The following is a 26,828-nucleotide window of genomic DNA, read 5'->3' on the forward strand; positions in this document are numbered from 1 at the left end:
CCTGAGAACCCTCTGGAAGCCAACTACGCAACTGCTGCTGGGGTTTCGGGGAGCACCTGTCGCTGGTCACGGTGAACCGGTAGGCACGTTACGCGGAGGCGTCTGACCAGCCCGACCTGTGCCGAGGTCTCCTCCGGTGGGGGACTACGTGTTGACGAACTGCCCTCAGTGCGCTGCGACGTCCCCCTTCAGGCCGAGGCCGGAAGGCAAACGGTGAGGGTTTGCTCATGAGGAGGACGATAGGGAGTGACGTTTCTCGTCAGCCGCCATGTTTCTCAATGTTTCTCATCGCCTGCGACGCGTTTCGTGGTGTTGCTCAGGTGAGTTCCAAGGAGGCCCTGGCGCGGGCGATCAAACGGTGCGCGTGATGTCCGTACACCGCTGCCGCGTTCAGGGTGTCCCAGACCCTGCTGTAGAGAGCAACGTCCTCGGAGGAGTCGAGCCACATCTCGGTGTGCCATGACTCAGCGATGACGAGCCGGCGGTCATGGATCCAGAAGTCGTCCCCTGTGGCGATCCTGACTGGTGCGGCGAGGGGGATGATGCCCAGTGACACGGTGTCCAGGCCGTTGACCGACATGAGGCGGTCGAGCTGGGCCGTCAAGGTGTCTGTAGTGCAGATCTGGACGTGAAGGGCTGCTTCCCAGATCAAGACACGGTAGACCTTGCCTGACGAGTACAGGCCGTCTTGGCGGCGCATCCTGGATCTGACGCCGTCCTCGATGTCTCTCTCGACGCCGTGCAGCTCCGCGTAACGGGAGAGAACGCTGCGGGCGTAGTCGGCCGTCTGGAAGATGCCGGGGATGACCGAGGCGGTGAAGCCCTGGAATCGACTGGTCCTGTCGTGTTGCGTACCAATGGCGTCCTGAACGCCGCGGTGTCCCGCAGCCAGTTGCCGACGCCATGACCGGTAGGTCGACTCAAGACCGCGCAGTCGTCCCTTCAGCTCCGTGGAGGACTCCGGTTGACCAACACCCCGAGCCCAGGTGTCGAGATCAGCGAGCGTCGCGGTCTGCTTGGCGTTCTCCAGCTTCGAGACCTTCGACGGCGCCCATGCGCAGAGAGAGGCCAGCTCCCGCACGGTGAGCCCAGCCTCGGTGCGCAGCTCACGCAGCCGCGCACCGAGGGCGACCCGGGCATGCTGGAAGTCAGTGCTCACACACGGGAAAGTACCTGTGCCTTGAACTGCGCGTGCCGGATCGCGTAATGCCATGCGGCGTCACGGATCTGGCACGCACGGACGACCTCCTCAGGATCCTCGCTCACCTGGACGCCGAGGATGTGGTCCTCGGCATCGAAGCGGAACGTCACCAGCGTCCGGGAGTCGAACAGCCAGAAGTCGCTGTCGGGCAGGCCCAGGCGGACAGCGTCCGACCGGTGGAGGTTCCGGATGTCCTCACCAGCGCTGATGTTGAACTGCGCGCGATGCAGGAGATAGAGCTGCCCTTCCGTGGGCGGGTCGTCGACGATGCGGACGCGCTCGAAGCGCTTTCCCGCAGACGCCTGCTCGCGACGAGCCACGTAGTAGGGATCGGTCAAGTCCTCGTCGGAGGGTTCGCCGCGAAGGAACTGCTGGTACTCCGCCGACTGCCGGTCGCCGGCATAGCCCCGGCGAGACTCCAGCCGCCAGGCAGTGTGCTCGAAGTCGTCGAAGTAGTGGGCGACTTCCGAGAACGCAATCAGGTCTGCCACTGGCTACTCCTTCGGGGCGAAGCGGGTGATCAGCTCACGCGGGACGACGATCAGAGTCTCGCCCTCGCTGTAGCCGTACATCTGGGTTCGCGTCTCGGCGTCGGTGATCTCGTCTCCTTGGATGACGATGTCTCCCGTGTCGACGTCTTCGAAGATCGCAGGGCACCCTGTCTTGTCGGAGGTGCTGCCCACGAAGCGGAGCTTTCGTGCCATGACGATTCCTCTCGTTCGTCCCGGCCCGTGAGGCCGGCTCGCCGCGTACCGTAGCCCTGCGTGCGAGAAACACAACAGAGCGTCAGAGGCGGTAGAGCGCTCTGCAGACCGCCCCTCGGCCTACGAGCCGATATCGCCATGCCGCAGGGCGCTGACGAAGTGCTCCCAGGCGGTAGCCGAGAACGCGAGCACCGGGCCGTTCGGGTCCTTGGAGTCCCTGACCAGGGTGCTGTCGGATGCGAACGCAGCCTCCACGCACTCCGTCCCGCTCCCCCGCTGTAGGACGACTTGAACCATCCACGGGCGGTTATGCCTGAGGCTTCGACGTGCATCGCATCTCCTCACGAACGGGGCTCGAGTGGTGGCCGACCTCCGGCTTTGGTCGCGCCATTCTCGCTATCGGCCGGCGTGCGCGATGCCGATCTCGTAAGCGATCTCCCACCGTAGATCCGGCACGGTGATGTCGGCAGTCTCCACAGGGCGCCCGTCCCCGTCGTAGTACGTGCGCTCGATCAGCATGACGAGGTCCCCAAGGCTGATGCCGAGCAGGTTCGCCTGTTCCTGTGTCGCCCGTGACGGGCGAGGGATCTCGACCGCCGTGTCGATGAGCACGCCAATCGACCGCATGCGCTCGACCACACCCATGCCTGCGTAGGGGCCCATCTCCGGGAGGACAATCGGGGTCTCGCCCGTGATGGCCATGGGCTCCCAGGACTCGGAGAGCTGGACCGGCTGCCCGTCGGACAGGAACTCGTAAGTCGTCCTGACGCAGAGCTCACCCGGTTCGATGGCCAGGCGCTGGGCGATGGGTTCCGGCGCCGGAACTCGCGCCTGGGTGTGGGATTCCCATGTGCCTCGTCGGCCGTGTTCCTGCATGTCGGACTGGAAGGGTGAACCACCCCGGCGCTCGCGGTGGTGGGAGCGCACCATGCGCATCCGCCGGCGAGGGCGGCGTACGTATGTACCCGAGCCTGCGCGGCCTTCGAGGAGCCCTTCGATGATCAGGCGCTCAACAGCCTTCTGCACGACGTTGGGGCCGACCTCGTACTCCTGGGCGAGTTGCGCGCGGGAGGGGAGGCGGTCACCGACCTGCCACTCGCTCGATGTGATGCGTCGGCGTAGGGCGTCCGCGACGCGCATGTACGACGGCGTCTCCTGGGCCATGTGGCTCTCCGGGGTGGCCCGAACAGGTCGGGCGTGACAGGTGCTTTCGGCTGCGTTGACAAGCTAATGCATTAGGTGCAGTCTGATGCATCAGAAATACTTTCAGTGACTCCGTGTGTACTTGGGGGAGTCGTGTGCTCAGTGAAGGCACGCGCGGCCGACATCGCCTCGCGGCTCACCGCAGCCACCGGGATGGCCGCCCGCGTCGAGGGCATTGCGACCGGCACGCGGGTGGTCGCCGAACTCCCGGACCGGCTGAGCGCGTCGGCATGGCGGGTTGTGCTCGCGGCCCTGGTGAGCGCTGACCGCTATGGGCACGGGTGTGCCGAAGGGAGACAGCAGGTGTGGGTGGAAGTCGACCGAGAGGAGGCGCCGTGACGACTGCGGAACGGCATGAGGTGTCGGATGACCGCCGGCGGGTCATCAACCACGGTGACGGCGCCGCGCCTCGTCTCCGCTGTGTGCTGCCCTTCGAAGCTGTGCCGGCCGAAGTGTCGGAACTCCGAAGTGCGGTCGGGGCGCAACTGGTCTTGTGGGGGATGCCGGCTGTGGTGGAGGACGTGCAGTTAGCGGTCACGGAACTCGCAACCAACGTCATCAAGCATGTTGGTGAGGGCGCTACGGCAACTCTGATCATGGAGCCACAAGACGCCCTGCTCCGTCTGGAACTGCACGACACCAGCTCTGCACTGCCCGTGGCGGCCCCGGCCGGCGACGACGACGAGTGCGGACGCGGGCTGCATCTGCTCGTCGGCCTCTCCGTGGGCTGGGGCGCGGCCGTCACCGCGGTGGGCAAGATGGTCTGGTGCGATATGCCCTTGGTCAGTGACCAGAACTGCCGTCGCATCCAGCGTGTGACGACAGTTCTGGACAGCTATCGGGGGGACAGCGGAGGGCTGTCCCCAACCGGGGCGCGATGGACCTCCGTCCTGGAGAACGCAGCGACGATACTGATCACTGATCTCCTGCACTGGCTCTCCGCGCAGGGGAGAGACCCGGAAGACATCCTCGACCGTGCCCAGGTCCACTTCGAAGCCGAGGCGACGGCGAGATGATGCGGTTGGGAGAGTTCAGCAGCCCTTCCGTGGCAACCCTGGGCTTGTCACGGATTCGACGGGGGCAGCTCCCCGGGTCCGCTACCGGAAGACCTCCACTCGATGCGCAAGTCCACCCCCTTACCACTCCCGTACTTCAGGTGCCCCCGGGCCTGCCGGTTCGACCGGGAGGGCTGGTCAGCCGACTGCCGGAAGCGTGACCAGGCGCCGAACGTCAATACGGTGGCAGCGGCGCCGGTCATGACTCCGGGGGCCAGGCTGCCGGCGGCCATGGCGGCACCGGTCCCCGCCAGGCCGCTGACTGCCAGCGCCGCGATATATGCCGTCAGGTCGATGAGAACGGTGCGCCCAGGGCCACGACGGCTCCGAGGCTGTGTACGGGTCACGGAGATCATTCCTATTGTCGGTGTTCATGAAACGGTCGAGTGCCTCGCGACGCTGTAGCGCGTCGTGCGGCGCGAAGCAGTACCTCAAGATCGGAGTGCCGCTGCTGGTCGTTGAAGGCGCTGGCCAGATTCAGCACGGCATTCACGTGCCTCAATCCAGCGGAACTCAGCATGAGTTCCGCTGCATCGTGGAATCCTGCTGACCGGCAGGCGGCCACTGCTTTTGGCAGCTCCTCAGGCGGCAGGGACGTTCCGTGGTGCCGAAGCAGCTCGGCCGCGTCGAGCGTGTTCCCCCGGTTGAGGTGACGGAGCACCTCTTCCAGCCCCTCCCAAGCCTCCTGTCCGTTCGTGTCGTGCCGCCGGTCCCCGTCCTGAAGGGGGACCGGCGCTACGTATTGGCTCACCGTGTCGGAGCGGCGGCGGTCGAGCAGGCGGCGCAGCTCCTTCGCCGACCGGTGTCTGCTGGCCTGTGAGCGAGCCGGCTTACGGGAACGATCGGCGGCCTTCTGGATCTGCTGGGCCTCGACGCTGATGGGCGGACCATCCTCTGATGTGGAGGGCGGTTCCCGGGGCACGCTGATGGACGGGCAGTCCGAGCAGGGGCGTACCGCAGCGCGCGCATGCAGCTCCCGGAGCCCGGACAGCGTGACCGAGGCTGTCCCTCCCGATGCCTGGGCGCGCTTGTGCGCGAGTCCATGAAACCTCTCGATGAAGGTCACCGGAGGCGGCGATTTCGCGTTCAGGTACTTCGAGATCGAGTTCCTGCTGTAGTGCACCTCCACTTCGATGCTCCGCAGAGACAAGTCCACTTGTCGATAGAGCGTTCCTAACGCCTTCACGAGCTGCACCTGTGCGGGAGTACAGCTGGGCGGGAAGTTCTCCTTGATCTCGCCCTTGCTTGGCACATCCACCTCATCTCAGCCATGGGACCTCCGAGACCTCCGAGTCTGCCGGGGCGTGAATGGCTGGGGGAACCCATTGCTGTCCCCTCTTCAAGGTGACAGCCCGAACCTCTAGCGCGCTGCCTCGTAGCCAGGTTGAGATAGATGACGCCATGGGGGAGCAGCTCCTTCGTGGTGAGGGGGTGCCTCAGCGAGGGCCCTGTGGTGCAGGCGTGGGATCCGAATGGAAGGCGAGCGTCATGGAACAGCCGTCATGGCAGACCCCGAAGATGGGGACGATGAAGCGGACCGCCCTGTGGCTTGTTGAGGTCATCGGTGAGGGCAACACCTTCACGAAGGGGCAGTTGAGGGAAGCCTTTCCGGAGACCGTGCAGATCGACCGGCGTGTGCGGGACCTCCGTGACTACGGCTGGCGGATCGACACCAGCCGCGAGGATCTGAGCCTCGGCATGAATGAGCAGCGCTTCGTGAAGCAGGGGGAGCCGGTCTGGGAGCCGGGGAAGGCGACCAAGTCCAAGCCCAGCAACGCCATCTCTGCAGCGAGGCGCCGGGAGATCTTTTCCCGCGACGGTCACCTCTGCCGCTCGTGCGGGATCGCACCCGGACAGCCCTACGCCGGCACCTTCGAGGCGGCCCAGCTCGACATCGCCCGTCGCGAGGTAATCCGGCCGGATGGGACCACCGAGGTCGAACTGATCACTGAGTGCAATCGCTGCCGTGTCGGCGGGCGGGGACTCACGGCAGACGTGACGGAGGTGCTCAACGGTGTGCAGCACCTGGGCACCATCGAACAGGGCATCCTGGCCGGCTGGATTGCCGAGGACCGGCGGGGGTTCAGCACCCTGGAGAAGCTGTGGGCGGACTACCGGACGCTACCGGAAGAAGCCCGGGCGATGATTCGGGACGCTCTGAAGCCTGCCTAGAGCACGCGGTGATGACGGGCCGGACGGCGTGTCATCACCCACAAGGCTTGCACCGGTGGGTCGGCCCGCATGCGCTGGTCGCCGGCAGGAGGCATCTGACGCACTCCGCACTGATGTGCAAACGCCATGGGCGTGCGGATGGCACCGAAGTTGTCCGTCCGGCCCGCCGGTGCAGCTGACCACTCGACATACTTCAAGGAGCCATCTCATGAGTTCGAACATTGGGCGCCCCCCGCGGGCTGTGGACAACGAAGCCACGGTCAAGGAACGGCTGGAGGAGGCCGCGAAGACGGCCGGCGTGAAGGAAACTCTCACGATCGAGTGGAGAGGCAAACCGGAGCACATCGAAGTGATCGACATGCCCGTTGATGCCCTTTACTACAACCCCAACACCCATCGCATCCGGGCGCAGCGCAGCCACGACCCGGCGAGTGACCGGAAGCTCGACGAGGATCCGTGGAGCGCAGAGAGCCAGGAGTACCTGCATCAGCTTCTCCAGGCCATGCCGTCGAACCCGAATGATCATGATCCGGAATTCGATGAACTTCTGAAAAGTCTGCGGGACTTCCAACAGAACGAACCCGGCCTGATCACCCGTGACGGGATCCTCGTCAATGGAAATACGCGTCGGGCTGCCCTCAAGGAGCTCGGGAACCCGAATATTCGGGTCGGTGTACTGCCTGAGTCCTGCACCTGGGAGGACATCAACGCTGTTGAGCTCTCCCTCCAACTCCGCAAGGATCACCGACGGGACTATTCCTACATTAATCACCTGCTGGCCATGGAAGAGCAGCACCTCCAGGGGAGGCCGCTGGACAAGATCGCCCATGACTTCCGGGTGCAGGTCAAGACGTGCAAGCGTGACCTCTGGGTGCTCGAATGCCTGACGGACTTGATTGACCGGAGCCGGGATGGGGAGGCGCAGTTGAGGCTCCTCGATTTCGAGGAGGCAAAAGAGAAGCTTGCCGAGCTCTACCGGCGGTATGTGAAGGAGTCGCTGGTCAACAAGGAGCAGGCTGAGATTCTGAAGGAGATGCGGCTCGCCGCGATTGCGCTGAAGTTCTCCAAGACGGATATTCGTCTCATTGAGCCGGACTTCCGGACGCGATACCTGGAGACCCGACTGCCAGAGAGCCTGAAATCGCCTCAGGTCGCGAGTGCGGCAGTTTCAATTCCCGGTCTCGGGCGTTCTGTCAAGGGGGCGGACGCGAAAGTTGAGGAGGCTAAGCGTCTTACCGACGTCATCCTCAGGGCGAGGGCAGTCAGCAGCACCGAGCGCCTGGAGCCGACGGACGAGGGCAAGCAGGCCGTTCGTACATACCGGGATGCCCGGCAGGCGGTGGAAGACGCGCTGGAGCCCGCCGGCCGTGATGCTCGGCTGCGTAAGCGGAAGCAGGCCGCTCCGGACCGCATCTTCGATGCGTGCCAGGACATTGAGCAGGCCGTAACTGACCTGGTCCTGGCCCGTGCGTCAAGGAGCCTCGATGAAGAGGCCTTCGATGAGGCCGTGCTGAAGCTGCGGGGCAGTCTCCAGAAGCTGGCCGTTGAGTCGGCTCGCAGCATTGAGGAACCCGGGGATGGCGTGAGCTGGCTGCTCGACGCGGCGGGGCAGGCGGACCAGTGACCGAGCTCGAGGGTCCCTCACTGCGGATCGAATTTGACGTTACGCGCACTAAGGCAGTGCTGCGGACGGTCCCGGAGTTCCAGCGGGACCTGGCCCGGCTGGTGTCCCGCTTCCCCGCGAGCGGCCACCGGGAACGCCTGTCAGCGGAAATCGACCTGGATGACTTCCTTGTCGGGCTCGATGCCCTTGGTTCCTGGCCTTCAGACGATGTCCAGTGGGAAGAGGCGCTGGCCGAGCTGGTCGGTGGTGTGCTTGATGACGCTGAAGCGGCAGAGCTGCGTCTAGCTGACGGCTCGGGGAGCACTGAGGTCACCTCCGATGACGTCGACACCCTGCTGGGAACCGACTGGAGCGCTGACCTGACGGGCTTCCAGCGACGCGACATCGCTCAACTGCTCTCTCTGCAACACGGTGCGAACTTCAGCGTTCCAGGCGCCGGAAAGACCCGCGTAGCCCTCGCCGTCTTCGCCGCGCTGCGGGAGCGGCGGGAGGCGCGCCGACTGCTGGTGGTGAGTCCGAAGTCGGCATATGAGTCCTGGCTGAACGAGAACGAACTTTGCTTCAAAGAGCCGCTTCCGGCCTGGGTGATGGAGCGAGGCACACCTGAGCCGGGTACCGAGCTCTTGATTGTGAACTATGAGCGTCTGGACCGCTCATTGCCCATGCTCGCCTCGTGGCTGCGCGCTGCCCCGTCGATGGTCGTTCTGGATGAAGCCCACCGGATGAAGCTGGGAGCGCGTGGGATCTATGGCAGTGCTTGTATGGCGCTCGGCCCGCTCAGCCGGCGGCGACTCATCCTGACCGGAACTCCCGCGCCCAACGGTGCGCGGGATCTGGAGAACTTGCTGTCTTTCGTCTGGCCGGGCCACGGCCGGAGGGTGGTTACGAGCGCGGTAGCGGGCGGCGACCTGGCACACGCCAGTACAGTGCTGCGCCCGCTCTTCACCCGCACCACTAAGCATGAGTTGGGGCTGCCGCCCTTCGAGACAAAGATCCGGTACGTCGCGATGCCGCCTCTGCACCGCGAGGTGTATGACGCGCTGGTCGGCCGTTTCACCACTCGGGCAGAAGCGTCGCGGTCTGATTTTGATGCCCTGGGGAAGGCGATGCTGCGTCTGCTGATGGCAGCGACGAGCCCAGCGCTCCTGACGGAAGGCAGCACTCGGCACGAACCGCTGTCCTATCAGGTGCCGCCGTTGCAGATTCCGGAGAATGAATCGCTGTACTCGCTCCTGGGTGACCTCCCGAAGTACGAGCTCTCGCCGAAGTACAAGGAAGCGCTCAGCATCGTTGCCGAGAATGCGCGGCGAGGTCGGAAGACCCTGGTCTGGACGACCTTCGTCAGGAGCCTGAACACCCTGGAGCAGTTGTTCAGCCCGTACCAGCCCGCCGTCGTGCACGGCGGAACACCCGACCGAGAGGAGCAGCTCGACCGGTTCCGTAGTGACCCGGACTGCTGGGTGCTGCTGTCCAATCCGGCCACGCTTGGGGAAGGCATCAGTCTGCACCACGATTGTCACGACGCCGTTTACGTGGACCGCGACTTCATGGCGGGCCGCTTCCTGCAGAGCCTGGACCGCATTCACCGGCTCGGCCTGAAGCCTGGGACTGAGACCCGGGTGACCGTGCTCGCCTCAGAAGGCACCATCGATGAGGTCGTGGCACTGCGCCTGGAGGAGAAGCTCGAATTCATGGGGCAGATCCTCGACGACCCTTCGGTGCAGCAGCTCGCCGATCTCCAGGAAGAGCCGTCAGTGGCAGGATGTATGGACTCTACTGACGTACGCGCCCTGCTCCGGCACATTGATGCGGTCGCTGCCCGGTAACGGCACGCTCCGTGCGGCCATGCGCTGGCTGACGCACCTGCGTACGGAGGACGTCAGCCGCGCCCGGGCGCTCTTCACCCATCAACGGCGCTATGCCGACCTCGCTCCCGTGCAGTACGCGGATGCGCTCGCCTGGCTGCGCCGCTCTGGGCTGCTGGGGCCCGACGGGCGTCCGGTTCTGGAGGAGTGTCTGCGAACGCTTGAGCCGTTGATCTTGGGGTGGCAGAAGGCGGCAGCCGCAGGCGGAGTGGACGCCGACGCGTTATGCGATGAGGCGTGGACTGCTGCGAGAGGGCTCGGCCTGGAGTGGCACCCCCTGGCCGGCCTGCACCTGGCTGGTCACGGTGAGGCAGATCCGGAAAAGCGCCGACGGACTGGGCTGGCCGGGGAACTGGCCATCCTTGCGTTGCTGCGCGCCGCAGGCTGCCAAGTCCGTCATGTAGCGGCCGTCTCTGACCGCTTCGGCTACGACATTGAGGTATCGGTGCCCGGAGGGCTCTCCGTGCACCTAGAAGTGAAGGCAACGGTTGGTGCGGACCGGCTGGTCGTGCACCTCACCCGGCACGAGTACGAGACCATGCGGGCCGATCCTGAGTGGAGCATGGTTGCCGTACTGGTGGACGCCGGAGGTGAAGCGGCTGCTGTGGCAACGGTGCGCAGGGCTTGGCTGGCGTCAGCAGTGCCCGAGGATCAGAACGAGCGGGGGCGATGGGAGTCGGTGCGGTTGGCCGTTCCTCCTGTGGCGCTTCTGGAGGGGATCCGAGCAGGAGCTGATGAGAGGCCCCTCCTGGACCGCTCAGGGTGCCAGAGAGCAACGTTGCGATACCGTCATCCACTTGACTGTGGATTGACTGGTATGGGCACATCTGTGGCAGTCTGGGACACTGCCGCTGAACAATGGGGTGGACTACCCAGTGAGCGTGCCGGCGCTCGTGCGAAGCTATGGGCCTGACTTGAATGATCGAGGCCTCGACGGGCGGGGCCGAGTACTTCGTACAGGAGAGGCCCATGAGCTCCAGCGAGCGTTCGCTGACCTCGATCGAGATCTGCGCGGGAGCTGGCGGTCAGGCGGTCGGTCTGCACCAGGCCATGTTCAAGCATCTGGCGCTTGTCGAGATCGATAAGTTCGCCTGCCGTACCCTGCGCGCCAATGTCGAAGGCGTGGATGAATGGGGCGGCTGTGAGGTTCTGGAAGAAGATCTGGTAAAGAAGTTTGATACGCGGCGCACCATGACTGCCCTGCGCCGGGGCGATTCAGATGGAGATGGCGGAGTTCTTGAGCCGAGGGAACTCGACCTGTTGGCTGGCGGAGTCCCGTGCCCGCCGTTTTCGCATGCTGGAAAGCAGCTGGGCGAAGATGACGACCGTGACCTCTTTCCGCGGATGCTTGACATTGTTCAGCAGCTTCAGCCCAAAGCCGTCATGATTGAGAATGTTCGCGGAATTCTTGACTCCAAGTTCGATGGGTATCGCGGGCGCATTGAGAGTGACCTAGAGGATGATGGTCGCTATCCCGGTGGGCATGGCTACCAAGTATGCGAGTGGGATCTGCTGGAGGCGTGCGATTTCGGCGTTCCGCAGCTCAGGCCTCGGGCTCTTTTGGTTGCGATCAGGAAAGACATCCTGGAACTCGCGGCTCTTGAGGGTGTGAAGTACGAGTGGCCTACGGGCGTAAGCGCCGAGCAGATCACGGTCGCCAAGGCTCTTGGAATCTCCATGGCGGAGCGTCTGGAGTCGCTGAAGCGTGATCACCCGGAACTCGCCGATCGTGCTCAGAACGCGTACGACAAGTGGCTGGGCGACGCGACGAAGGCAGACAGCGTGGCGCCCACGCTCGTAGGTGGCTCCAAGAAGCATGGCGGCGCTGACCTGGGTCCCAGCCGCGCGAAGGCGGCCTGGCGGGCACTGGGCGTCGATCCGATGGGCGTAGCCAATGACGTCAAAGCATGTTTTCCGGAGCGGGACTTCCTCCGCCCAGACGGGCCGATGCTCACGGTTGAGCAGGCGGCGATCATTCAGGGATTCCCGCGTGGCTGGAAGTTCGAAGGCGGGAAGACGGCCCAGTATCGCCAGGTCGGAAATGCCTTTCCCCCGCCCGTCGCCAAGGCAGTGGGTGAATCGATTGCGCAGGTGCTCATGGCCGCGCGCAGGGCAGCGGACCGTGGGGCCGCTGTGCCGCAGAAGGAATCCGTTTCTGTCAGCGAGACCTCAGAGGCTGAGCTGGCTCCGGCGTTCGCGGACAATGCTGCTGATCGTGAGGGCGCACTCGTCAGGTGACTCATGCTCCCAGAAGCGGAGTACAAGCCATCCCGCCTCGGTCAGCCGATGATCTGTGTCCCGGTCACGGGTGACATTCCGGGTGACTTTGTCTGACCAGTAGCCTGGATTTGTCTTCGGTGACACATAGTGCTCGGGGCAGCCATGCCAGTAGCACCCGTCAATGAAGACCGCGACTTTCGCGGGGCGGAAGACCATATCTGCCGTCCTGCGAAGATCGCGCAAGGGCTTGGCGCTGACCCGGTAGCGAAGACCCTGAGCGTGTACAAGTTGCCGGATCAGCCATTCAGGTTTGGTGTCACGGCTGCGGATGGCCTGCATATTGCGGCGTCTGGCAGCCGAGGACGCCCATGATCCTTCGGGTGGCTGCCACGCGGCTGATTGCATCTGACTCGGGTCCTCGGTCGGCATCACTCCCAGACTAGCCACGGGGGCACGGCAGGGCCCAACAGCAGTACAGGGATGGCCTCTGCCAGCCCCGTCAGCAGCGGTGACGGGGCCCTCGGCACGTGCCCCGTGTCAGCTCCCCGCCACCCCCACCACCGGCTCGTGTCGGACCGGGAAGTTCACCGAGCGGGCTATGAAGCACTTCTCGTTCGCTGCCGCGTGGAGGTCGGTGGCCTTGTCGATCATCTCCGGGGAGGTGACCGTGACGCGGGGGCGGAGGACGACCTCGGTGAAGTGGCCGCCGCCGTCCGGGGTTTCGGCCATGGTGCCGTGGGCCTCGTCCGTGTAGTCGGTGACGACGACGCCCGCGACCGCGCAGAGGTGCAGGTACCACAGCATGTGGCACTGGGAGAGGGACGCGGTGAGGCTCTGTTCCGGGTTCCAGCGGGAGGCGTCACCGCGGAACGCGGGGTCCGAGCTGCCTGGGATGGGCGGGAGGCCGGGGGCGGTGATCTCGTGGTCCCGGTCGAAGGCGCGGTAGCCGCTCGTGCCTGTGCCGCGGTTGCCCGTCCAGGTGATGGTGACGTCGTAGTCGTGGGTCCTCGGCATGGTGGGTCGCCTTTCGGGTCGGTCGGGACGGGTCGGGACGGGCTGGATGGACGCCCGCCGGGCCGGCCCGGGCGGCCTCGGATGGACGGTCTCCCGAATGGGCGGCCTCCCGGCCTGGGAGGTCCGGTGGGGAGGCACCCCGGCGTCGTCACGGTTCGTGCTGCGGGCGGGCCGGTGCGGAGGTGCACCCCGGTCCGGTAGGTGCACCCCTGCCCGCCGGGGCCGGAACACGTCCGATGAGGCCCGACGGGAGGCCGCATATCCCCGGGCACGCACGCCCCGCCAGGGGCCTCACACCCGGGCCGGCGTCGTCACGTCCGGGGCCGGAGCGTCACCCCTCGGTCGACCCCCCGTGGCACCCCCCGTACGGCAGTCCCGACCCGCACCAGCAGGGGGCGTTGCGGGCCGGGGGCCAGGGGGTGGCGCGGCCGCGGGCGGCCATGGAGGTGGTGTATTCGGGGAGGAGCGACGGGTCGTCGGGGGAGGTCTGTTCGGCGGCGGCGAAGGCCTCGAAGGAGGGGACGGTGCCGGTGACGATGCCGAAGTTCTCCGCGCCGGTGGAGGCCAGCTCGCGGAGGGCGGACTCCACGCCGGCCACGTGCTCGGCGTGGGAGGGGTACTCGGCGGCGATGGAGGGGTAGGCCGCGAGGAGTTCGGCCAGCTCCGAGGCGGGCCAGTGCAGCACGGCCACCGGGAACGGGCGGGAGAGGGCCGCGCGGCGCTCGCCCAGCTCCGCGCGGAGGCGGGCGATTTCGGCGCGGAGCTCGGTCGGGTCGTCCGAGCCGAGGGCCCAGAGGCGCTTGGGGTTGTGGAGCTCGTCGAGGGAGATGTCCCCGGCGTGCAGGGTGTCGGCGAGGGTGTCCCACTCGTCGTGGGGCGTGCCCAGCATGCGGCGGACGCGATGGCGGCCGACCAGCAGGAGGCGTGCCTCGTACGGGACTTCGCTGCCGTCGATCAGGAGCGTGGCGCCCGTGGTGAAGCAGTCGTGGGCGGCCTGGAGGTCGTCGTGGGTCTCCAGGGCCTCGGCGATGATCTCCCAGGGCGCGGAGTCCCGCGGGGCGGCGGCGCGGATGCCGTCGATGATGGCGCGGGCCTCGGCCTCGTGCCCGTACTCCCAGAGGTTCGCCGCCTTGAGGGCCTTGATCAGGGGCGGGTTCCGGGGCTCGTCGGAGAGGAGCCGGTCGTAGAGGGCGGTGGCTCCGGGGCGGTCGCCGGCCAGCTCGCGGTGGGCGGCGGCGCGCAGGAGCACCTGTTCGTTGTCCTCGGGGTACTGCACCGCGATGCGCTCCAGGCGCTCGGCTTCGGACGCGTGCTGGGCGGGGGTGTCGGAGGGCATGGGCCCACCGTACTGCCGTCCGCCGACAGCGACCCCTCCGGCGGGGGCCGTTCCCGCGCCGTCGCCCCTGGTGGGTTGGCGGGGAAGGCCCTATCGTGCGGCCCTCGTCCGTGGCGCTGCCCGTGGCCCTTGTCCGTGGTCCTTGTCCACGGCGGCGGTCCGCGGCGGCCGGGGAGGTGGCCGGGAGGTGGTCGGGGTGCGCGGTCGGGTGCCGGTCGTGGTCCGGCGACAGCGGCGGGGAAGGGCGCGGCTCCTGCTCGCGCGGGGGCTGTGGGGTGCGGCCGAGACGGCGGTGACCCTGGGGGTGCTGGTGCTGCTGCTCGTCGCCCACCAGCTGTGGTGGACCAACCGGCAGGCCCGGGAGGGCGCCGAGCGGCAGGTGCGGGCACTGGAACGGGAGTGGGCCCGTGGCTCGGCGGCCGGCCGGGCCGGTGCGGACGCCGCCGGCACCGGGCCCGGGGCGTCCTCCGGCCGGGAGGGGACCGACCGGGAGGAGCCCCGGGCGCCCGGCCGGGCGGAAGCGGGCCGGGGGACGCCGGGGAGCCCGGCGGCGGGCCGGCCGCGGGCGCCCCGCTGGGACCGGGCGTACGCCGTGCTGCGGATCCCCCGGATCGGCGTGACCGTGCCCGTCGCGGAGGGCACCGGCAAGGCCGGGGTGCTGGACCGGGGGTACGTCGGGCACTATCCGCGCACCGCCCGGCCCGGGGAGGCCGGGAACTTCGCGCTCGCCGGGCACCGGAACACCCACGGGGAGCCGTTCCGCCGGCTCGACCTGCTGCGGGCGGGCGACCGGGTCACCGTCGAGACCGCCGAGGCCCGGTTCGCCTACGTGATCGAGAAGACGCTGCCGCAGACCTCCGCCCGCGACTCCGCCGTGCTCGGCGCGGTGCCCCGCAGCTCCGTCCACCCGGGCCGGGGATACCGCGAGCCGGGGTACTACCTCACGCTCACCACCTGCACCCCCGAATACACCTCGCGCTACCGGCTCGTCGTCTGGGGGCGGCTGGCGAGTGTCCGGGTGCGGGGCGCGGAGGAGGGACGGGGCGCGGAGTAAGGTCGTACGCCGTGTTCCGACGACGTCCTCATCTGCTGTGGCTGCTGGTGCCGTTCGTGCTCTACCTCGGGGTCCTGCCCTGGGCGAACCGGGTGGAGCCCCTGGTGGCCGGGGTGCCGTTCCTGATGGTGTGGCTGTTCGCCGCGACCGTCGCGACACCCGTCGCCGTATGGCTCGCCTGGCGGGGGGACCGCCGGTGAACGCCGCCGTCGCCACCTCCGTCTTCGCCGCCTTCATGGTCCTCACCGTCGCCCTCGGCCTGCTCGCCGTCCGCGGCCGGGGCCGCGGCGGCGGGCTCGCCGAATGGTCCGTGGGCGGGCGCAGCCTGGGGCCGGTCTTCATCTGGGTGCTGATGGCCGGCGAGGGCTACACCAGCTTCAGCTACCTCGGCGCCGCGGGCTGGGGGTACAACTTCGGCGCGCCCGTCCTGTACGTCATCGCGTACATGTCCTGCGGCTACGCCCTCGGCTACGTCGTCGGCCCGATGCTCTGGACGTACGCCCGGAAGCACGGGCTGGTGGGCATCACGGACATCGTGGCGCACCGGTTCGGCAGCCGCTGGCTCGGCGCCGCCGTCGCCGTGCTCGCCACCGTCTTCCTGCTGCCGTACATCCAGCTGCAGATCACCGGCATGGGCGTCGTCGTCTCGACGATCTCCTACGGGGCCATCTCGCTGAACTGGGCGTACTTCCTGGCCTTCGCAGTGACCACCGGCTTCGTCGTGGTGAGCGGGCTGCGCGGCAGCGCGTGGGTGTCGGTACTGAAGGACGTGCTGGTCATCCTGACCCTCGGGTTCCTCGCCGGCTATGTGCCGCTGCACTACTTCGACGGCTACGGGGAGCTGCTGCACCGGGCGGTCGAGGAGAAGCGCGCCTGGCTGACGCTGCCCGGGCACGACTCCGGCGGGCTGGGGGAGGGGTGGTTCATCACGACCTCGCTGCTCAACGCCCTCACCGTGGTGATCTTCCCGACGACCGTGGCCGGCTACCTGGGCGCCCGGAACGCCGACGCGCTGCGGCGCAACGCCATCTGGCTCCCCTCCTACAACGTGCTGCTGTTCGTACCGATGCTGCTCGGGCTGGCGGCGGCGTTCGTGGTGCCGGGCCTGGCCGGGGCCGACTCCAACCTGGCCCTGTTCAAGCTGATCGTCGACGCCCTCCCGGCCTGGGCGGTCGGCCTCGTCGGGGTGGCGGCGGCGCTGTCGTCGATCGTGCCGATGGCGGTGTTCATGCTGGTCATCGGCACGATGTGGGGGCGGAGCGTGCTGTCGCTGATTCCGTCGGTCCGCGGGCGGCGGGAGAAGGCCGCCTCGCAGACGGTCGTGGTGATCGCGGGAGCGCTGGCCCTGGTGATGACGTATGTCGCGCCCAACACGCTGGTGCGGCTGTCGCTGATCTCGTACGAGGGCATGGCGCAGCTCGTCCCCATGCTGCTGCTCGGGCTGGTGTGGCGGCGGCTGACCCTCGCCGGGGCGGTGAGCGGGCTCGCCGTGGGTGTCGCCGTGGTGTGCGGGCTGGTCTTCACCGGGCACGACCCCGTGTGGGGCGTGAACGCCGGGATCGTCGCCCTCGCGGTGAACCTGGGGGTGGCGCTGCTGGTGACGTTCCTCGGCCCGCGGGGGACGGACGAGCGGCCCGACTCCGAGGTCCTGGCCAGCGACCGCGAGGACCTGGGCAGTGGCGGCGACGACCGGGTGGTGGCGGCGTCGGGGTGACGGTACGGGGGAGGGCGCCTGCGCCGGTGCTTCGGGTCCGCGGCCGGCGTGGCACGGATCTCCTACCGCTCCCGCCCGGCGGCCGGTTAGCATCGCGGGGAAGGACACCGGCGCCGCATACCGACGGAGAGCCGGTGCCGACGCCAGAGACATGAAGGGGCCATGTGATCCGTCCACTCGGATCGGTGCGCATGCACCTCAACGTGCTCCTCTTCCTGCTGACCGAAATCCTGCTCGCCGAGAGCGGTCTCGGCGGCGCCGTCACCCTCGCTGCCACCGCGGCCGTCAGCGCCGCGCTGCTGGCCTGCACGCTCTGGGCCGCCCGGTCGGCACCGCCGGTGCCACGGACCCGTATCCGTACGGCGATCCGGGACCGCGAACGCCGTACCGCCTTCCTTCCCCAGCGAGATCCCGACGCCTCCGGCCGCCCCCGGCCGCGAGCACCCGGCCGTCCCCTCCTGACGGCCGCGTAGGTGCTCCCCGGACCCGGGACCCGCAACAGCCCCCTTCGGGCTCGCTGAACCCTGGACCGCAGGGCCCGCGCGGCTCGTCACGCCGAATCCTCATCCCGGCACGACGAGACCCCGTGGAGGGCTCAACCATGTCCGTCTTCGCATCCCTCGGTGCGCTTCTCTCCCGTGTCGCCGACGCGCTCGCCCCGTTCTTCGGCAGCTCGGCGACGGCCGCCGCCATCGTCCTGTTCACCCTGTGCGTACGGCTCGCGCTGCACCCGCTCGCCCGGGCCGCGGCGCGTGGCGAGAAGGCCCGCAGCGCGCTCGCGCCGCGCGTCGCCGAGCTGAAGAAGAAGCACGGAAGCGACCCCGAGAAACTGCGCGCCGCAGTGGCCGAACTGCAGGCCGAGACCGGCACCTCGCCGGTGGCCGGCTGCCTGCCGACGCTGCTCCAACTGCCCGTGTTCGTCCTGATGTACCACCTGTTCACCAGCCGCGGCAGCGGGCTGCTCGACCACACCCTGCTCGGTGCGCCGCTCGGCGGCCGGTGGTCCGACGCGCTGGCCGACGGGGGCGTAGCCGGGGCGCACGGATTGGTCTACCTGGGGCTGTTCGCCGTGATCGCCGCGGTGGCCGGCTGGAACTACACCCGGGGCCGGAAGGCCGCGGCAGCGGCGGCGGCAGCCACGGCCGCGAACCGTACCGCCGGGGCGTCCCGGAAGGCCTCCGCGGAACCGGAGGCGCTGCCCGGTATGGCGGGGGTGGCCAAGGTCATGCCGCTGCTGTCGTTCGGCACCCTGATCACCGCCGCCGTCGTCCCGCTGGCCGCCGGGCTCTACCTGGCCACCACCACGGCCTGGAGCGCTGCCGAACGGGCCTGGCTGTACCGGGGCCGCACGGAGGCGGCGCCGGCTACCGCCGCCGTCGTCGGGTAGGGGGCGGCGGACGGCCTCCCAGGGAAGCGCCCCACGGACTAGGCGCCCCACGCGCTGTCGGGGAACGTGCCCAACGGACTGTCGGAGAACTCGCCCCACGCGCTGTCGTGGAGCGCGCCGCACGTGCCGCCCGGGAACGCGCCCCACGCGCTGTTGTGGTGCGCGTCCCATACGTCACCCGGGGCCGCCCCCCACGCGCTGTCGCGGGACGGCCCGGCGGACCGGCCCGCCGTCACACCGCGCACGGCAGTTCGCCCGTCGGTCCGCTGCCCTCGCCCGCCGGGAAGTCGGTGCTCCTGGCCACCTCGCGCCAGGCATCGACCTCCCGGGCGACCCGCGCGAGCTTGTCCTCGATGTCGGTCACCGTGGCGGCGCCGAGAGGGAGCCGGGTCGGCGGTTCGGCGGTGGCGGCGAGCAGGAGGACGGCCGCGGCGCCCTTCACCGGGTCGCCCGCCTGGCCGTGGTTGGTGTCGTCCGCCCAGGTGCGCAGCGCGCCGGAGCTCGTCGCGTAGGCGTCGAGGACCGCCGCCGTGCGGTGCAGCGAACTGGGGTCGAGGAAGTCCGTGCGGAACGGGCCCGGTTCGACGGCCGTGACCTGCACCCCGAACGGCGCCGCCTCGATCCGCAGGCTCTCCGTCAGCGCCTCCACGGCGAACTTCGTCGCGCAGTACAGACCGGAGCCGGCCCAGCTCACGAAGCCGCCCACGGAGCTGAGGTTGATGATCCGTCCGCTGCCCCGGCGCCGCATGACGGGCAGCACGGCGCGGGTCACGGCCAGCAGCCCGAAGACGTTGATGTCGAAGATCGCGCGGGCCTCCGCGTCACTGGTCTCCTCGACGGCGCCGAGCAGGCCCCGGCCGGCGTTGTTCACCAGGACGTCGATCCCGCCGAACCGGTCGACCGCGGCGGCGACGGCCTCCGCGGCCCGGCCGGTGTCGGTGACGTCCAGCGCGAGGGCGAGCAGCCGGCCGGAGTTCCCGGGCAGCGCCGCCTCCACGGCGCGCGGATCACGGGCGGTGGCCACGACGCGGTCGCCCTGCGCGAGCGCCTGCCGGGCGATCTCCAGCCCGAAGCCGCGGGAAGCGCCGGTGATGAACCAGATGGTCATGGTGCTCCTCGGTGAGAGCCCCTGCCGGGGCGGTGGAGCAGGGGAAACGCCCCCTGCCGTCCACGCCACCCTGCGGGGGCGGCGGCAGGCGCCACCAGGGACGGACCATCCGGGGACCGGACATCCCCGGGTACCGCCCTCCCTGGGTCCGGCAGTACCAGGCAACGGGCCGTCCACCGGCCCACAATGGGGCGCATGGCCATGGACGCCCGCCCTGAGACCAGTGCCCCGCTCGCCGGATTCCTGCGCGCCTGCCGGTCGCGCGTCTCTCCCGCCGACGTGGGGCTCCCCGACGACGGCCGGGTCCGGCGCGTTCCCGGCCTGCGCCGCGAGGAGCTGGCACAGCTGGCGAACGTCAGCGTCGACTACCTGGTGCGGGTGGAACAGGGCCGGACGACGAACGTCTCCCCGGCCGTCCTGGAGTCGCTCGCCACCGCCCTGCGGCTGGCCGACGACGAACGGTCCTATCTGCTGCGGATCGCCGGTCCCGCCCGGCGGACGGCAGCGCCCCGGACCGGCGGCCCGCACGTCCGCCCGCAGACCAGGCAACTCCTCGACGGACTCCGGGAGATGCCCGCGATCGTGCTCGGGCGACGGCTGGACGTCCTCGCCTGGAACCCCCTCGCGGCGGCCCTGCTCGGCGACTTCGGGGCGCTCCCGGATGCCGAACGCAACCTCGTACGGCTGGCCTTCCTGTGCCCCGGGTTCCGGGCGCTGTACGCGGACTGGCCCACGGCGGCCCGCGAGTGCGTGGCCTACCTGCGGATGGACGCCGCCCGCTACGCCGACGATCCGCTGCTGGCCGCCCTCGTCGGCGAACTGTCCGTCAAGGACCCCGACTTCCGCCGCTGGTGGGCCGACCAGCGGGTGCGGACCAGGGCGTTCGGCCGCAAGGCGTTCCGGCACCCGCTGGCGGGCCCTCTGGAGCTGGAGTTCCAGACGCTGACGGTGGGGGACGACGCCGACCAGACGATGATCGTCTACACCGCCGAGCCGGAATCCCGCTCCGCGGAGGCCCTGCGGTTCCTCGCGGGCTGGGCGGCCACGGGTGCCACTGCCGCCACTGTTGCCGATGCCGATGCCGATGCCGATGCCGATGTCGAGGGCGTCGGGGGGCGGTCGTGGGACGTACGCACGGTGGAGGGGTGACGGTGACGGACGGGTGGCGGTGATGGACGCACGTGTCCGGCCTCCTCCGTCCGGGCCCTGCAACGGGGTGCGGGTGCACGCAATGCGCAGTGACGTGTGGACGGAGTGCTAACGACTTCCCGCCGTCGGGCCGAGATGCTGGTTCCCATGCGGACCGGGACGAATGTTCCGGCGCAAGGCTCTCGTCGTGGTGGCACGACAGGAGTCGGGGGCCGCCTGAGGGGCTGTTCCGTCGTCCGTGTCCGTCGTCGCGGTCACGCCATGGGCCACCACCCCCCCCGGTGGGTCGTACGCCCGGATCCCGCGGTGCCCGCCCGGATCCGGGCCTCGGCCACTCCCGGACCATGCGCGGGACGCGGGCCGACCTGCCCTCGTTGTCCCGTCCCCATGGCCCCGCCCACGGCCCGCCTCAGTGCCGCGCCCGCAGCCCCGCCACGAGCAGCCCGAGCCCGAACTCGAAGAGCCGGGTGAAGTCCTGGCCGGTGAGGGTGGGGAGGGTGGCGCTGAGGTGGGGATACGCACCGGCCGTCACCGCGTCCCGCAGGACGCCGGGGTCCGCGGGCCCGCCGTGCCCCGGTTGGCGGGCGGCCTGTTCCTCCAGGGTGTGGCCCACGGTGTAGTTGGCCACCGTGTAGAGGGCCAATGCCGCGTCGTCGTCGGGGAAGCCCGCGTCCCGCAGGACGCCCACGAGCGCGTCGGCGAAGCCGAGGGTGTTCTCCCCGTTGGAGTGCGTCCCGGCGAACACCCGGGCGCCGTCGCGGTGGGAGAGCAGGGCCGTGCGCATCGCGCGGGCCAGGGCGGTCAGCTGCCCGGCCCAGTCGCCGTCGTCCGCCGCCGTGGCCGCGTCCGTGGCGCCGTCCATCATGCGCTCGGCCATCGCCGTCAGCAGGTCCTGTTTGGTGGCGAAGTAGCGGTACAGCGCACCGGCCTGAACACCCATCGCGTCGGCGAGCCGCCGCATGGTCAGGGCGTCGAGGCCCGACTGGTTCAGCAGGTCGAGGGCCGTCTGCACGGTCCGTGCCCGGTCCAGGCGGGACGGCCGGCCGCGGGCGGGGATTGACGGGGAGCTCATGGGCGTCAGTATAGTGAACATCGTTCACGTGAACGCTGTTCACTATTTGGGGGAGGATGCCTTCGATGGACATCGACGTGATCGTCACCGGGGCGGGACCGACCGGGCTGATGCTCGCCTGCGAACTGGCCCTGGCCGGGGTGCGGACCCGTGTCCTGGAACGCCGGGCCGAACCGCACCGGAACTCGCGGGCGTTGACCCTGCACGCGCGCAGCGTGGAGCTGATGGACCAGCGCGGCCTGCTCGACCGGTTCCTCCCGCTCGGCCGCACCGTGCCCGGCTGGCACTTCTCCGCACTCCCCACCCGCCTGGACTTCTCCGCACTGGACTCCCGGCACGCCTACACGCTGTTCCTCGCCCAGGCGCGCACCGAGGCCCTGTTGGCGGAGCGGGCGGCCGAACTGGGCGTGGAGATCCTGCGCGGTCACGAGGTGGTGGCCGTACGCCAGGACGACGACGGGGTCGAGGCGGAGGTGCGCGGGCCCGGCGGCACCGAGACCCCCCGCGGCACCGAGACCCTCCGCCGCACTGAGACCCTCCGCGCCCGGTACCTCGTCGGGTGCGACGGTGCCCGCAGCGCGGTGCGGGAGGCCGCCGGGATCGGCTTCCCCGGCACCGACGAGACCTTCACCGGCGTGCTCGGCGACTTCGCGGTGTTCGACCCGGACCCGGCGGCCCTCGACGCCCTCCGGTCCCGGGGCGTGCTGATCGCACCGCTGGAGGACGGGCCGACCCGGCTGGTCTACGTCGATCCGGAGCGGATGCGGGCCCCGGCCCGGGAGCCCGTCACCCTGGAGGAGTTCCGGGCGTCGCTGGTCCGGCTCTGCGGCTCCGACTGCGGTGTCGCCGAGCCCCGTTGGCTGTCCCGCTTCGGCAACGCCACCCGGCTCGCCGAGCGGTACCGCTCCGGCCGCATCCTGCTCGCGGGCGACGCCGCGCACGTCCACTTTCCTTCCGGTGGCCAGGGGCTCAACACCGGCCTCCAGGACGCCATGAACCTCGGCTGGAAGCTGGCCGCAACGGTGGCGGGATGGGCGCCGCCCGGGCTGCTGGACAGCTATGACGCCGAGCGCAACCCGGTCGGCCGGGCGGTCACGGATAACACCGAGGTCCAGGCGCTGCTCGCGGAGTTGACGTTCGTCGAGCAGTACCGGCGCCCCGCGCTGGCCCTGCGGGCGCTCTTCGACGAGCTCCTGGGCATGACGGAGGTCAACCGCCGGCTCGCCGCCCGGGTCTCCGGCCTCGGCACCGTCTATCCCGCCACGACACCCGGGGCCGACCCGCTGGTGGGGCGCCGGATGCCCGACATCGGGCTGACCGCCGCCGGGTCGGACGCGACACGGGTCTACGACCTGATGCCCGCGGGCCGGTTCGTCCACCTCGACCTCGCCGGCGACCCGGAGTCCGGCGCGGCCGTGCGGCCCGGGTGGGGCTCGCGCGTCACCGCCGTCACCGTCACCGCACGCGACGATCACCCGGACCTGGCGGGGGTGACCGAGATCCTCGTACGCCCCGACGGCCACATCGCCTGGGCGACGCGCCGCACCGCCGTCGGCGAGCGCCGGGACGAGCGGGCCGAGGCGCTGACCGCCTGGGCCGGGAAGCCGTCCTGACGGCGGGGCGGTTCATGCTGGGCGCGGCCGTCAGGATGCCGGTCCACCGTTGGGAGCCCGCCGCCCACCGGGGGCCCGCCGCCCCCGGTGGGGAGCTCGCCGTCCCCGACCCGAGACCCTCGTCCCCGGCCGGAGCTCTCCCCGTCCGCGACCCGAGCCCGCCGTCCCCGCCCCGAACACGCCGTTCCCGCCCCGAACGTGCCGTTCCCGCCCGGCCCCTGCGGGCACCGGGCGGGAACACGGTCACTCGATGGGCCGCGGGCTTCGCGCGGCACGCGGCATCAGTGCGTCGCGGACTCCGTGCGCCCCGCGGCGAGGAAGCGTTCCAGCGCCTCGACCACCAGCGCGTGGTCATCGGCCTGCGGCAGCCCGGACACCGTCACCGAGCCGATGACGCCCGCGTCCTGGACGAGAACGGGGAACGAACCGCCGTGCGCGGCAAAGCGGTCCGGGTCCAGCCGGGAGGCCGCCTCGAACGTCGTCCCCTTCGCCCGGAACCGCGCCCCGACCAGGTACGAACTCTCGGCGTACCGCTCGACGACCCGGCGCTTGCGGTCGATCCAGGCGTCGTTGTCCGCGGAGGAGCGCGGCAGGGCGGCGTGGAAGACCTGCTGCGCCCCGCGGCGGATGTCCACGGCCACCGGAGCCTCGCGCAGCCGGGCCAGCTCCACCAGCATCGACCCCAGGTGCCAGGCGTCCTCGTGGGTGAAGCTCCGCAGCACCAGGCGCCGTTCCTGGGCCTCGAGCTGCGGGATGAGCGCCGCGGCCTCCTCCGCCGGGGTCACCGCGGGACCGCCGTCCCGCGCCGTGCCGCCGGGCGCGACCTGGCTGCCTCGTTCTGCCCCCATCATGCCTCCGCTCCGATGCCGACCGTCCGGCCCTCGCGGGCCGAGACGCGCGCTGCTTCCAGGACGTCCAGGGCGGCCGCGGCCTCGTGTGCCGTGACCGGCGGCGGGGTGCCGTCGCGCAGGGCGGCGGCGATGCCCGCGCAGTAGGCAGGGTAGTCGCCGGGCCGGGTGCGGACCGGGGTGCCACCGCCGGTCGCCGGGGACTCTCCCGCGGCGAGGTCCGGTGCCCCGGCACCCAGTACTCCCCACAGGGCTTCCGGTTCCTCGCCCCAGCCGGGCGCGGTGCCCGGCCGCAGCCCCTCGCGCAGCGCGGCCTCCTGCGGGTCGAGCCCGTACTTGACGTACCCGGCGGTGCTGCCGAGGGCCCGGAACCGCGGGCCGAGCCGCGCGGTGAACGCGCTCACCCACAGATGGGAGCGGACACCGGAGGCATGGGTGACGGCGATGAACGTGTCGTCGTCCGCCTCCGCGCCGGGCCGCCGGACGTCGGACTCGGCGTAGACGCGGACGGCCGGGCCGAACAGCACCAGCGCCTGATCGACGACATGACTCCCCAGGTCGTACAGGAGCCCGCCGATCTCCGCCGGGTCGCCGGACTCCCGCCAGCCGCCCTTGGGGCGCGGCCGCCACCGTTCGAAGCGGGACTCGAAGCGGTGGACCTCGCCCAGCGCGCCGTCGTCGATCAGTGCGCGGAGGGTGCGGAAGTCGTTGTCCCAGCGCCGGTTCTGGAAGACGGAGAGCAGCAGGCCGCGCTCCTCGGCGAGGGCCGCCAGTTCCCGCGCCTCGGCGGCGGTGGCGGCCAGCGGCTTGTCCACGACCACCGGGAGGCCGGCGCGCAGGGCCGCGGCGGCGAGCGGCACATGGGTGCGGTTGGGCGAGGCGATGACGATCAGATCCAGCTCGTCCGCGCGGGTCAGGAGCTCGTCCGGCGAGGCCGCGAAGCGCACCCCGGGGTGCTCGGCCGCCGCCGCGGCGCGGCGCTCGGGATCCGTGGTGACCACGGTGTCCAGGGCCAGACCGTCGGTCGCGGCGATCAGCGGGGCGTGGAACACCGAGCCCGCGAGTCCGTAACCGATCAGGCCGACGCGGAAGGGGGTGCCGGGGCCGGTCATGTCGCTGCCAGTCATGCCGCTCACTTAAGCAACGCTGTTGCCAAAGAGCAAGCGGCAGCGAGAATGGGGGAGTGAACAGGGGACACTCCGGAGCCAACCTTCCCGCGTTGCGCAGCCACAACGCCGCGCTCGTGCTCGATCTGCTGCGCACGGCGGGCGCGGCCGGCATCAGCCGGCTGGAGCTCGCCGAGAGCACCGGGCTCACCCCGCAGGCGGTCAGCAAGATCACGGCACGGCTGCGGGAGGCGGGCCTGGCGGCCGAGGCCGGGCAGCGCGCGTCGACGGGCGGCAAGCCGCGCACGGTGCTGCGGCTGGTCCGCGGGGCGCGCGGCGCGGTGGGGCTGCACCTGGACCGCGACGAGCTGACGGCCGTGCTCACCGACCTGACCGGCGAGCCGCTGGCCGTCCGCACCGTCCCGTTCGACTTCGGCGCGGACGCTGCCGCGGTGGTGGACGGGGCGGCGGCGGAGGTGCGGGCGCTGTTGCAAGGGACCGGCGTCGGACCGGTGCCCGGCGTCGGACCGGTACTCGGCGTCGGCGTCGCCTGCCCCGGGCCGCTGGACCACCGGACGGGCGTCCTGGGCCGGGTCACCGGATTTCCGCAGTGGGACGGCTACCCGCTGAGGGCGGCCCTCGCCGAACGTCTGGGGCTGCCCGTCGTCCTCGACAAGGACACCAACGCCGCCGCACTGGGGCTCGCCCTCGCCGCCGCGCCGCACTCCGACCCGGGCTCCGCCGCGCCCTCGTTCGCCTATGTCCACCTCGGCACCGGCCTGGGCGCCGGACTGGTGCTCGGCGGCGGGCTCCACCGCGGAAGCCGCACCGGGGCAGGGGAGTTCGGCCATCAGGTGATCCAGCTCGACGGCCCCCGGTGCGGCTGCGGCGACCACGGCTGCATCGAGGCGCTCTGCCTGGCCGCCGTGGCGCGCGGCGACACCCCGGCCGCGGCCCGGGCCCTGGGCACCGGAGCCGCCAACCTCGTCGGGCTGCTCGACATCGACCGGGTGCTGCTCGGTGGCCGCACCGTGGTGGCCGCCCCCGAGGTGTTCGTCACCGGCGTGGGCGCGGTGCTCGCCGAACGCGCCGCCCGCGAGGGAGCCGCCGGCCGCGCGGGCCGTCCGGTGCCGGTCGCCGTGGCGCCCGCCGGCGAACACACCGTCGTGCACGGGGCGGCGCAGCTGGTCCTCGCCCCGCTCTTCGGCCACGCGGCGGCGCGGCCCGGACCTGCCGAAACGCTCACCACCCCATCGGATCAGGAGATCGTGGGCTGATCGAGGGGGATTCGCCGCCGGGCCCGGCCGCCCCCGCCGTGGTGCGGCCGACCGGGCGGGCGCGGGTGGCAGGGTCCTGCCGGTACCGGTCGAACCCGACCGGCCG

At 70.2% G+C, this 26,828-nt stretch carries 28 protein-coding genes; 15 read left to right on the forward strand and 13 right to left on the reverse strand.

Annotated features, from left to right (window positions below; translation table 11 throughout):
- Positions 1 to 316 precede the first annotated feature (316 nt).
- The 5 genes from AC3EQ1_RS21335 to AC3EQ1_RS21355 form a co-directional block, all read right to left on the reverse strand.
- Complete coding sequence (locus tag AC3EQ1_RS21335) at positions 317 to 1,159, reverse strand: helix-turn-helix domain-containing protein (RefSeq protein ID WP_432095939.1); 843 nt, start codon at positions 1,157 to 1,159, stop codon at positions 317 to 319.
- Entirely contained in the window at positions 1,156 to 1,692 is a 537-nt protein-coding gene (locus AC3EQ1_RS21340) for a DUF6879 family protein (RefSeq protein ID WP_432095940.1), read from the reverse strand. Before AC3EQ1_RS21340 ends, AC3EQ1_RS21335 begins: the two co-directional genes overlap by 4 nt.
- Before the next feature lie 3 nt (positions 1,693 to 1,695).
- Complete coding sequence (locus AC3EQ1_RS21345) at positions 1,696 to 1,905, reverse strand: hypothetical protein (RefSeq protein WP_432095941.1); 210 nt, start codon at positions 1,903 to 1,905, stop codon at positions 1,696 to 1,698.
- Positions 1,906 to 2,025: 120 nt separating this feature from the next.
- Positions 2,026 to 2,202, reverse strand: a complete 177-nt coding sequence (locus AC3EQ1_RS21350) for a DUF397 domain-containing protein (RefSeq protein ID WP_432095942.1) — start codon at positions 2,200 to 2,202, stop codon at positions 2,026 to 2,028.
- Positions 2,203 to 2,301: 99 nt separating this feature from the next.
- Positions 2,302 to 3,069: a GntR family transcriptional regulator gene (locus AC3EQ1_RS21355; RefSeq protein WP_432095943.1), complete on the reverse strand. Its 768-nt coding sequence runs from the start codon at positions 3,067 to 3,069 to the stop codon at positions 2,302 to 2,304.
- A 141-nt stretch (positions 3,070 to 3,210) separates the two neighbouring features.
- On the opposite strand from AC3EQ1_RS21355, the gene AC3EQ1_RS21360 reads away from it, so the two are divergent.
- Both AC3EQ1_RS21360 and AC3EQ1_RS21365 read left to right on the forward strand, forming a co-directional pair.
- On the forward strand, positions 3,211 to 3,447 hold the full coding sequence (locus AC3EQ1_RS21360) for a hypothetical protein (RefSeq protein WP_432095944.1): 237 nt from the start codon (positions 3,211 to 3,213) through the stop codon (positions 3,445 to 3,447).
- Complete coding sequence (locus AC3EQ1_RS21365) at positions 3,444 to 4,124, forward strand: ATP-binding protein (RefSeq protein ID WP_432095945.1); 681 nt, start codon at positions 3,444 to 3,446, stop codon at positions 4,122 to 4,124. Before AC3EQ1_RS21360 ends, AC3EQ1_RS21365 begins: the two co-directional genes overlap by 4 nt.
- A gap of 397 nt (positions 4,125 to 4,521) precedes the next feature.
- On the opposite strand, the gene AC3EQ1_RS21370 is transcribed toward AC3EQ1_RS21365, so the two are convergent.
- A complete protein-coding gene (locus AC3EQ1_RS21370) occupies positions 4,522 to 5,415 on the reverse strand; it encodes a hypothetical protein (RefSeq protein WP_432095946.1) in 894 nt (297 codons plus the stop codon).
- 236 nt (positions 5,416 to 5,651) lie between these two features.
- Here AC3EQ1_RS21370 and AC3EQ1_RS21375 point away from each other — a divergent pair, with 236 nt between their 5' ends.
- The 5 genes from AC3EQ1_RS21375 to AC3EQ1_RS21395 all read left to right on the forward strand — a co-directional run bounded on the left by AC3EQ1_RS21375 (position 5,652) and on the right by AC3EQ1_RS21395 (position 12,062).
- Complete coding sequence (locus AC3EQ1_RS21375) at positions 5,652 to 6,335, forward strand: hypothetical protein (protein ID WP_432095974.1); 684 nt, start codon at positions 5,652 to 5,654, stop codon at positions 6,333 to 6,335.
- 208 nt (positions 6,336 to 6,543) lie between these two features.
- The gene (locus AC3EQ1_RS21380) at positions 6,544 to 7,959 is read left to right on the forward strand and encodes a transcriptional regulator (protein ID WP_432095947.1); all 1,416 of its coding nucleotides are present in this window, start codon (positions 6,544 to 6,546) and stop codon (positions 7,957 to 7,959) included.
- A complete protein-coding gene (locus tag AC3EQ1_RS21385) occupies positions 7,956 to 9,785 on the forward strand; it encodes a DEAD/DEAH box helicase (protein ID WP_432095948.1) in 1,830 nt (609 codons plus the stop codon). Before AC3EQ1_RS21380 ends, AC3EQ1_RS21385 begins: the two co-directional genes overlap by 4 nt.
- Positions 9,786 to 9,804: 19 nt before the next feature.
- The gene (locus tag AC3EQ1_RS21390) at positions 9,805 to 10,737 is read left to right on the forward strand and encodes a protein NO VEIN domain-containing protein (RefSeq protein WP_432095949.1); all 933 of its coding nucleotides are present in this window, start codon (positions 9,805 to 9,807) and stop codon (positions 10,735 to 10,737) included.
- A gap of 56 nt (positions 10,738 to 10,793) precedes the next feature.
- On the forward strand, positions 10,794 to 12,062 hold the full coding sequence (locus AC3EQ1_RS21395) for a DNA cytosine methyltransferase (protein ID WP_432095950.1): 1,269 nt from the start codon (positions 10,794 to 10,796) through the stop codon (positions 12,060 to 12,062).
- On the opposite strand, the gene AC3EQ1_RS21400 is transcribed toward AC3EQ1_RS21395, so the two are convergent.
- The 3 genes from AC3EQ1_RS21400 to AC3EQ1_RS21410 all read right to left on the reverse strand — a co-directional run bounded on the left by AC3EQ1_RS21400 (position 11,994) and on the right by AC3EQ1_RS21410 (position 14,394).
- A complete protein-coding gene (locus AC3EQ1_RS21400; protein ID WP_432095951.1) occupies positions 11,994 to 12,473 on the reverse strand; it encodes a very short patch repair endonuclease in 480 nt (159 codons plus the stop codon). The two genes, AC3EQ1_RS21395 and AC3EQ1_RS21400, sit on opposite strands and share 69 nt — an antisense overlap.
- Before the next feature lie 108 nt (positions 12,474 to 12,581).
- Positions 12,582 to 13,058 carry an OsmC family protein gene (locus AC3EQ1_RS21405; RefSeq protein WP_432095952.1) on the reverse strand — a complete coding sequence of 159 codons (477 nt, stop codon included), beginning with the start codon at positions 13,056 to 13,058 and terminating at the stop codon, positions 12,582 to 12,584.
- A 331-nt stretch (positions 13,059 to 13,389) separates the two neighbouring features.
- Positions 13,390 to 14,394 carry an SEC-C metal-binding domain-containing protein gene (locus AC3EQ1_RS21410; RefSeq protein WP_432095953.1) on the reverse strand — a complete coding sequence of 335 codons (1,005 nt, stop codon included), beginning with the start codon at positions 14,392 to 14,394 and terminating at the stop codon, positions 13,390 to 13,392.
- Between the two features lie 196 nt (positions 14,395 to 14,590).
- Between AC3EQ1_RS21410 and AC3EQ1_RS21415 the strand changes: the two genes are divergently transcribed.
- The 5 genes from AC3EQ1_RS21415 to AC3EQ1_RS21435 all read left to right on the forward strand — a co-directional run bounded on the left by AC3EQ1_RS21415 (position 14,591) and on the right by AC3EQ1_RS21435 (position 18,549).
- Positions 14,591 to 15,448, forward strand: a complete 858-nt coding sequence (locus tag AC3EQ1_RS21415) for a class E sortase (RefSeq protein ID WP_432095954.1) — start codon at positions 14,591 to 14,593, stop codon at positions 15,446 to 15,448.
- 11 nt (positions 15,449 to 15,459) lie between these two features.
- On the forward strand, positions 15,460 to 15,648 hold the full coding sequence (locus tag AC3EQ1_RS21420) for a DUF3311 domain-containing protein (RefSeq protein ID WP_351511647.1): 189 nt from the start codon (positions 15,460 to 15,462) through the stop codon (positions 15,646 to 15,648).
- The gene (locus tag AC3EQ1_RS21425) at positions 15,645 to 17,162 is read left to right on the forward strand and encodes a sodium:solute symporter family protein (protein ID WP_432095955.1); all 1,518 of its coding nucleotides are present in this window, start codon (positions 15,645 to 15,647) and stop codon (positions 17,160 to 17,162) included. The genes AC3EQ1_RS21420 and AC3EQ1_RS21425 overlap by 4 nt, the downstream gene beginning before the upstream one ends.
- Positions 17,163 to 17,353: 191 nt before the next feature.
- Positions 17,354 to 17,635, forward strand: coding sequence for a DUF6412 domain-containing protein (locus AC3EQ1_RS21430; RefSeq protein ID WP_432095975.1), 282 nt, complete (start codon positions 17,354 to 17,356; stop codon positions 17,633 to 17,635).
- A gap of 128 nt (positions 17,636 to 17,763) precedes the next feature.
- On the forward strand, positions 17,764 to 18,549 hold the full coding sequence (locus AC3EQ1_RS21435; protein WP_432095956.1) for a YidC/Oxa1 family membrane protein insertase: 786 nt from the start codon (positions 17,764 to 17,766) through the stop codon (positions 18,547 to 18,549).
- 232 nt (positions 18,550 to 18,781) lie between these two features.
- Here AC3EQ1_RS21435 and AC3EQ1_RS21440 read toward each other — a convergent pair whose 3' ends face one another.
- A complete protein-coding gene (locus tag AC3EQ1_RS21440) occupies positions 18,782 to 19,657 on the reverse strand; it encodes an oxidoreductase (RefSeq protein WP_432095957.1) in 876 nt (291 codons plus the stop codon).
- Positions 19,658 to 19,858: 201 nt separating this feature from the next.
- On the opposite strand from AC3EQ1_RS21440, the gene AC3EQ1_RS21445 reads away from it, so the two are divergent.
- Positions 19,859 to 20,806 carry a helix-turn-helix domain-containing protein gene (locus AC3EQ1_RS21445; RefSeq protein ID WP_432095976.1) on the forward strand — a complete coding sequence of 316 codons (948 nt, stop codon included), beginning with the start codon at positions 19,859 to 19,861 and terminating at the stop codon, positions 20,804 to 20,806.
- A 409-nt stretch (positions 20,807 to 21,215) separates the two neighbouring features.
- On the opposite strand, the gene AC3EQ1_RS21450 is transcribed toward AC3EQ1_RS21445, so the two are convergent.
- A complete protein-coding gene (locus AC3EQ1_RS21450; RefSeq protein ID WP_432095958.1) occupies positions 21,216 to 21,878 on the reverse strand; it encodes a TetR/AcrR family transcriptional regulator in 663 nt (220 codons plus the stop codon).
- 65 nt (positions 21,879 to 21,943) lie between these two features.
- Between AC3EQ1_RS21450 and AC3EQ1_RS21455 the strand changes: the two genes are divergently transcribed.
- Complete coding sequence (locus AC3EQ1_RS21455; protein ID WP_432095959.1) at positions 21,944 to 23,491, forward strand: monooxygenase; 1,548 nt, start codon at positions 21,944 to 21,946, stop codon at positions 23,489 to 23,491.
- A gap of 281 nt (positions 23,492 to 23,772) precedes the next feature.
- Here the strand turns inward: AC3EQ1_RS21455 and AC3EQ1_RS21460 are convergent, their stop codons facing one another.
- Positions 23,773 to 24,339 carry a heme-degrading domain-containing protein gene (locus AC3EQ1_RS21460; RefSeq protein ID WP_432095960.1) on the reverse strand — a complete coding sequence of 189 codons (567 nt, stop codon included), beginning with the start codon at positions 24,337 to 24,339 and terminating at the stop codon, positions 23,773 to 23,775.
- On the reverse strand, positions 24,339 to 25,466 hold the full coding sequence (locus AC3EQ1_RS21465; RefSeq protein ID WP_432095961.1) for a Gfo/Idh/MocA family protein: 1,128 nt from the start codon (positions 25,464 to 25,466) through the stop codon (positions 24,339 to 24,341). Before AC3EQ1_RS21465 ends, AC3EQ1_RS21460 begins: the two co-directional genes overlap by 1 nt.
- A gap of 56 nt (positions 25,467 to 25,522) precedes the next feature.
- On the opposite strand from AC3EQ1_RS21465, the gene AC3EQ1_RS21470 reads away from it, so the two are divergent.
- Positions 25,523 to 26,722 carry an ROK family transcriptional regulator gene (locus AC3EQ1_RS21470; protein WP_432095962.1) on the forward strand — a complete coding sequence of 400 codons (1,200 nt, stop codon included), beginning with the start codon at positions 25,523 to 25,525 and terminating at the stop codon, positions 26,720 to 26,722.
- The last annotated feature ends 106 nt before the right edge of the window (positions 26,723 to 26,828 follow it).

The sequence above is a fragment of the Streptomyces sp. bgisy100 genome (assembly GCF_057709105.1).

Excerpts from the sequence above, each read along its gene's own strand:
- AC3EQ1_RS21460 (WP_432095960.1), bottom strand. The coding sequence starts at position 24,339 with ATGGGGGCAGAACGAGGCAGCCAGGTCGCGCCCGGCGGCACGGCGCGG.
- AC3EQ1_RS21450 (WP_432095958.1), bottom strand. The coding sequence starts at position 21,878 with ATGAGCTCCCCGTCAATCCCCGCCCGCGGCCGGCCGTCCCGCCTGGAC.
- AC3EQ1_RS21350 (WP_432095942.1), bottom strand. The coding sequence starts at position 2,202 with ATGGTTCAAGTCGTCCTACAGCGGGGGAGCGGGACGGAGTGCGTGGAG.
- AC3EQ1_RS21435 (WP_432095956.1), top strand. The coding sequence starts at position 17,764 with ATGTCCGTCTTCGCATCCCTCGGTGCGCTTCTCTCCCGTGTCGCCGAC.
- AC3EQ1_RS21445 (WP_432095976.1), top strand. The coding sequence starts at position 19,859 with ATGGACGCCCGCCCTGAGACCAGTGCCCCGCTCGCCGGATTCCTGCGC.
- AC3EQ1_RS21455 (WP_432095959.1), top strand. The coding sequence starts at position 21,944 with ATGGACATCGACGTGATCGTCACCGGGGCGGGACCGACCGGGCTGATG.
- AC3EQ1_RS21400 (WP_432095951.1), bottom strand. The coding sequence starts at position 12,473 with ATGCCGACCGAGGACCCGAGTCAGATGCAATCAGCCGCGTGGCAGCCA.
- AC3EQ1_RS21375 (WP_432095974.1), top strand. The coding sequence starts at position 5,652 with ATGGAACAGCCGTCATGGCAGACCCCGAAGATGGGGACGATGAAGCGG.
- AC3EQ1_RS21430 (WP_432095975.1), top strand. The coding sequence starts at position 17,354 with ATGCACCTCAACGTGCTCCTCTTCCTGCTGACCGAAATCCTGCTCGCC.
- AC3EQ1_RS21410 (WP_432095953.1), bottom strand. The coding sequence starts at position 14,394 with ATGCCCTCCGACACCCCCGCCCAGCACGCGTCCGAAGCCGAGCGCCTG.
- AC3EQ1_RS21405 (WP_432095952.1), bottom strand. The coding sequence starts at position 13,058 with ATGCCGAGGACCCACGACTACGACGTCACCATCACCTGGACGGGCAAC.
- AC3EQ1_RS21395 (WP_432095950.1), top strand. The coding sequence starts at position 10,794 with ATGAGCTCCAGCGAGCGTTCGCTGACCTCGATCGAGATCTGCGCGGGA.
- AC3EQ1_RS21355 (WP_432095943.1), bottom strand. The coding sequence starts at position 3,069 with ATGGCCCAGGAGACGCCGTCGTACATGCGCGTCGCGGACGCCCTACGC.
- AC3EQ1_RS21465 (WP_432095961.1), bottom strand. The coding sequence starts at position 25,466 with ATGACTGGCAGCGACATGACCGGCCCCGGCACCCCCTTCCGCGTCGGC.
- AC3EQ1_RS21390 (WP_432095949.1), top strand. The coding sequence starts at position 9,805 with ATGCGCTGGCTGACGCACCTGCGTACGGAGGACGTCAGCCGCGCCCGG.
- AC3EQ1_RS21440 (WP_432095957.1), bottom strand. The coding sequence starts at position 19,657 with ATGACCATCTGGTTCATCACCGGCGCTTCCCGCGGCTTCGGGCTGGAG.
- AC3EQ1_RS21380 (WP_432095947.1), top strand. The coding sequence starts at position 6,544 with ATGAGTTCGAACATTGGGCGCCCCCCGCGGGCTGTGGACAACGAAGCC.
- AC3EQ1_RS21345 (WP_432095941.1), bottom strand. The coding sequence starts at position 1,905 with ATGGCACGAAAGCTCCGCTTCGTGGGCAGCACCTCCGACAAGACAGGG.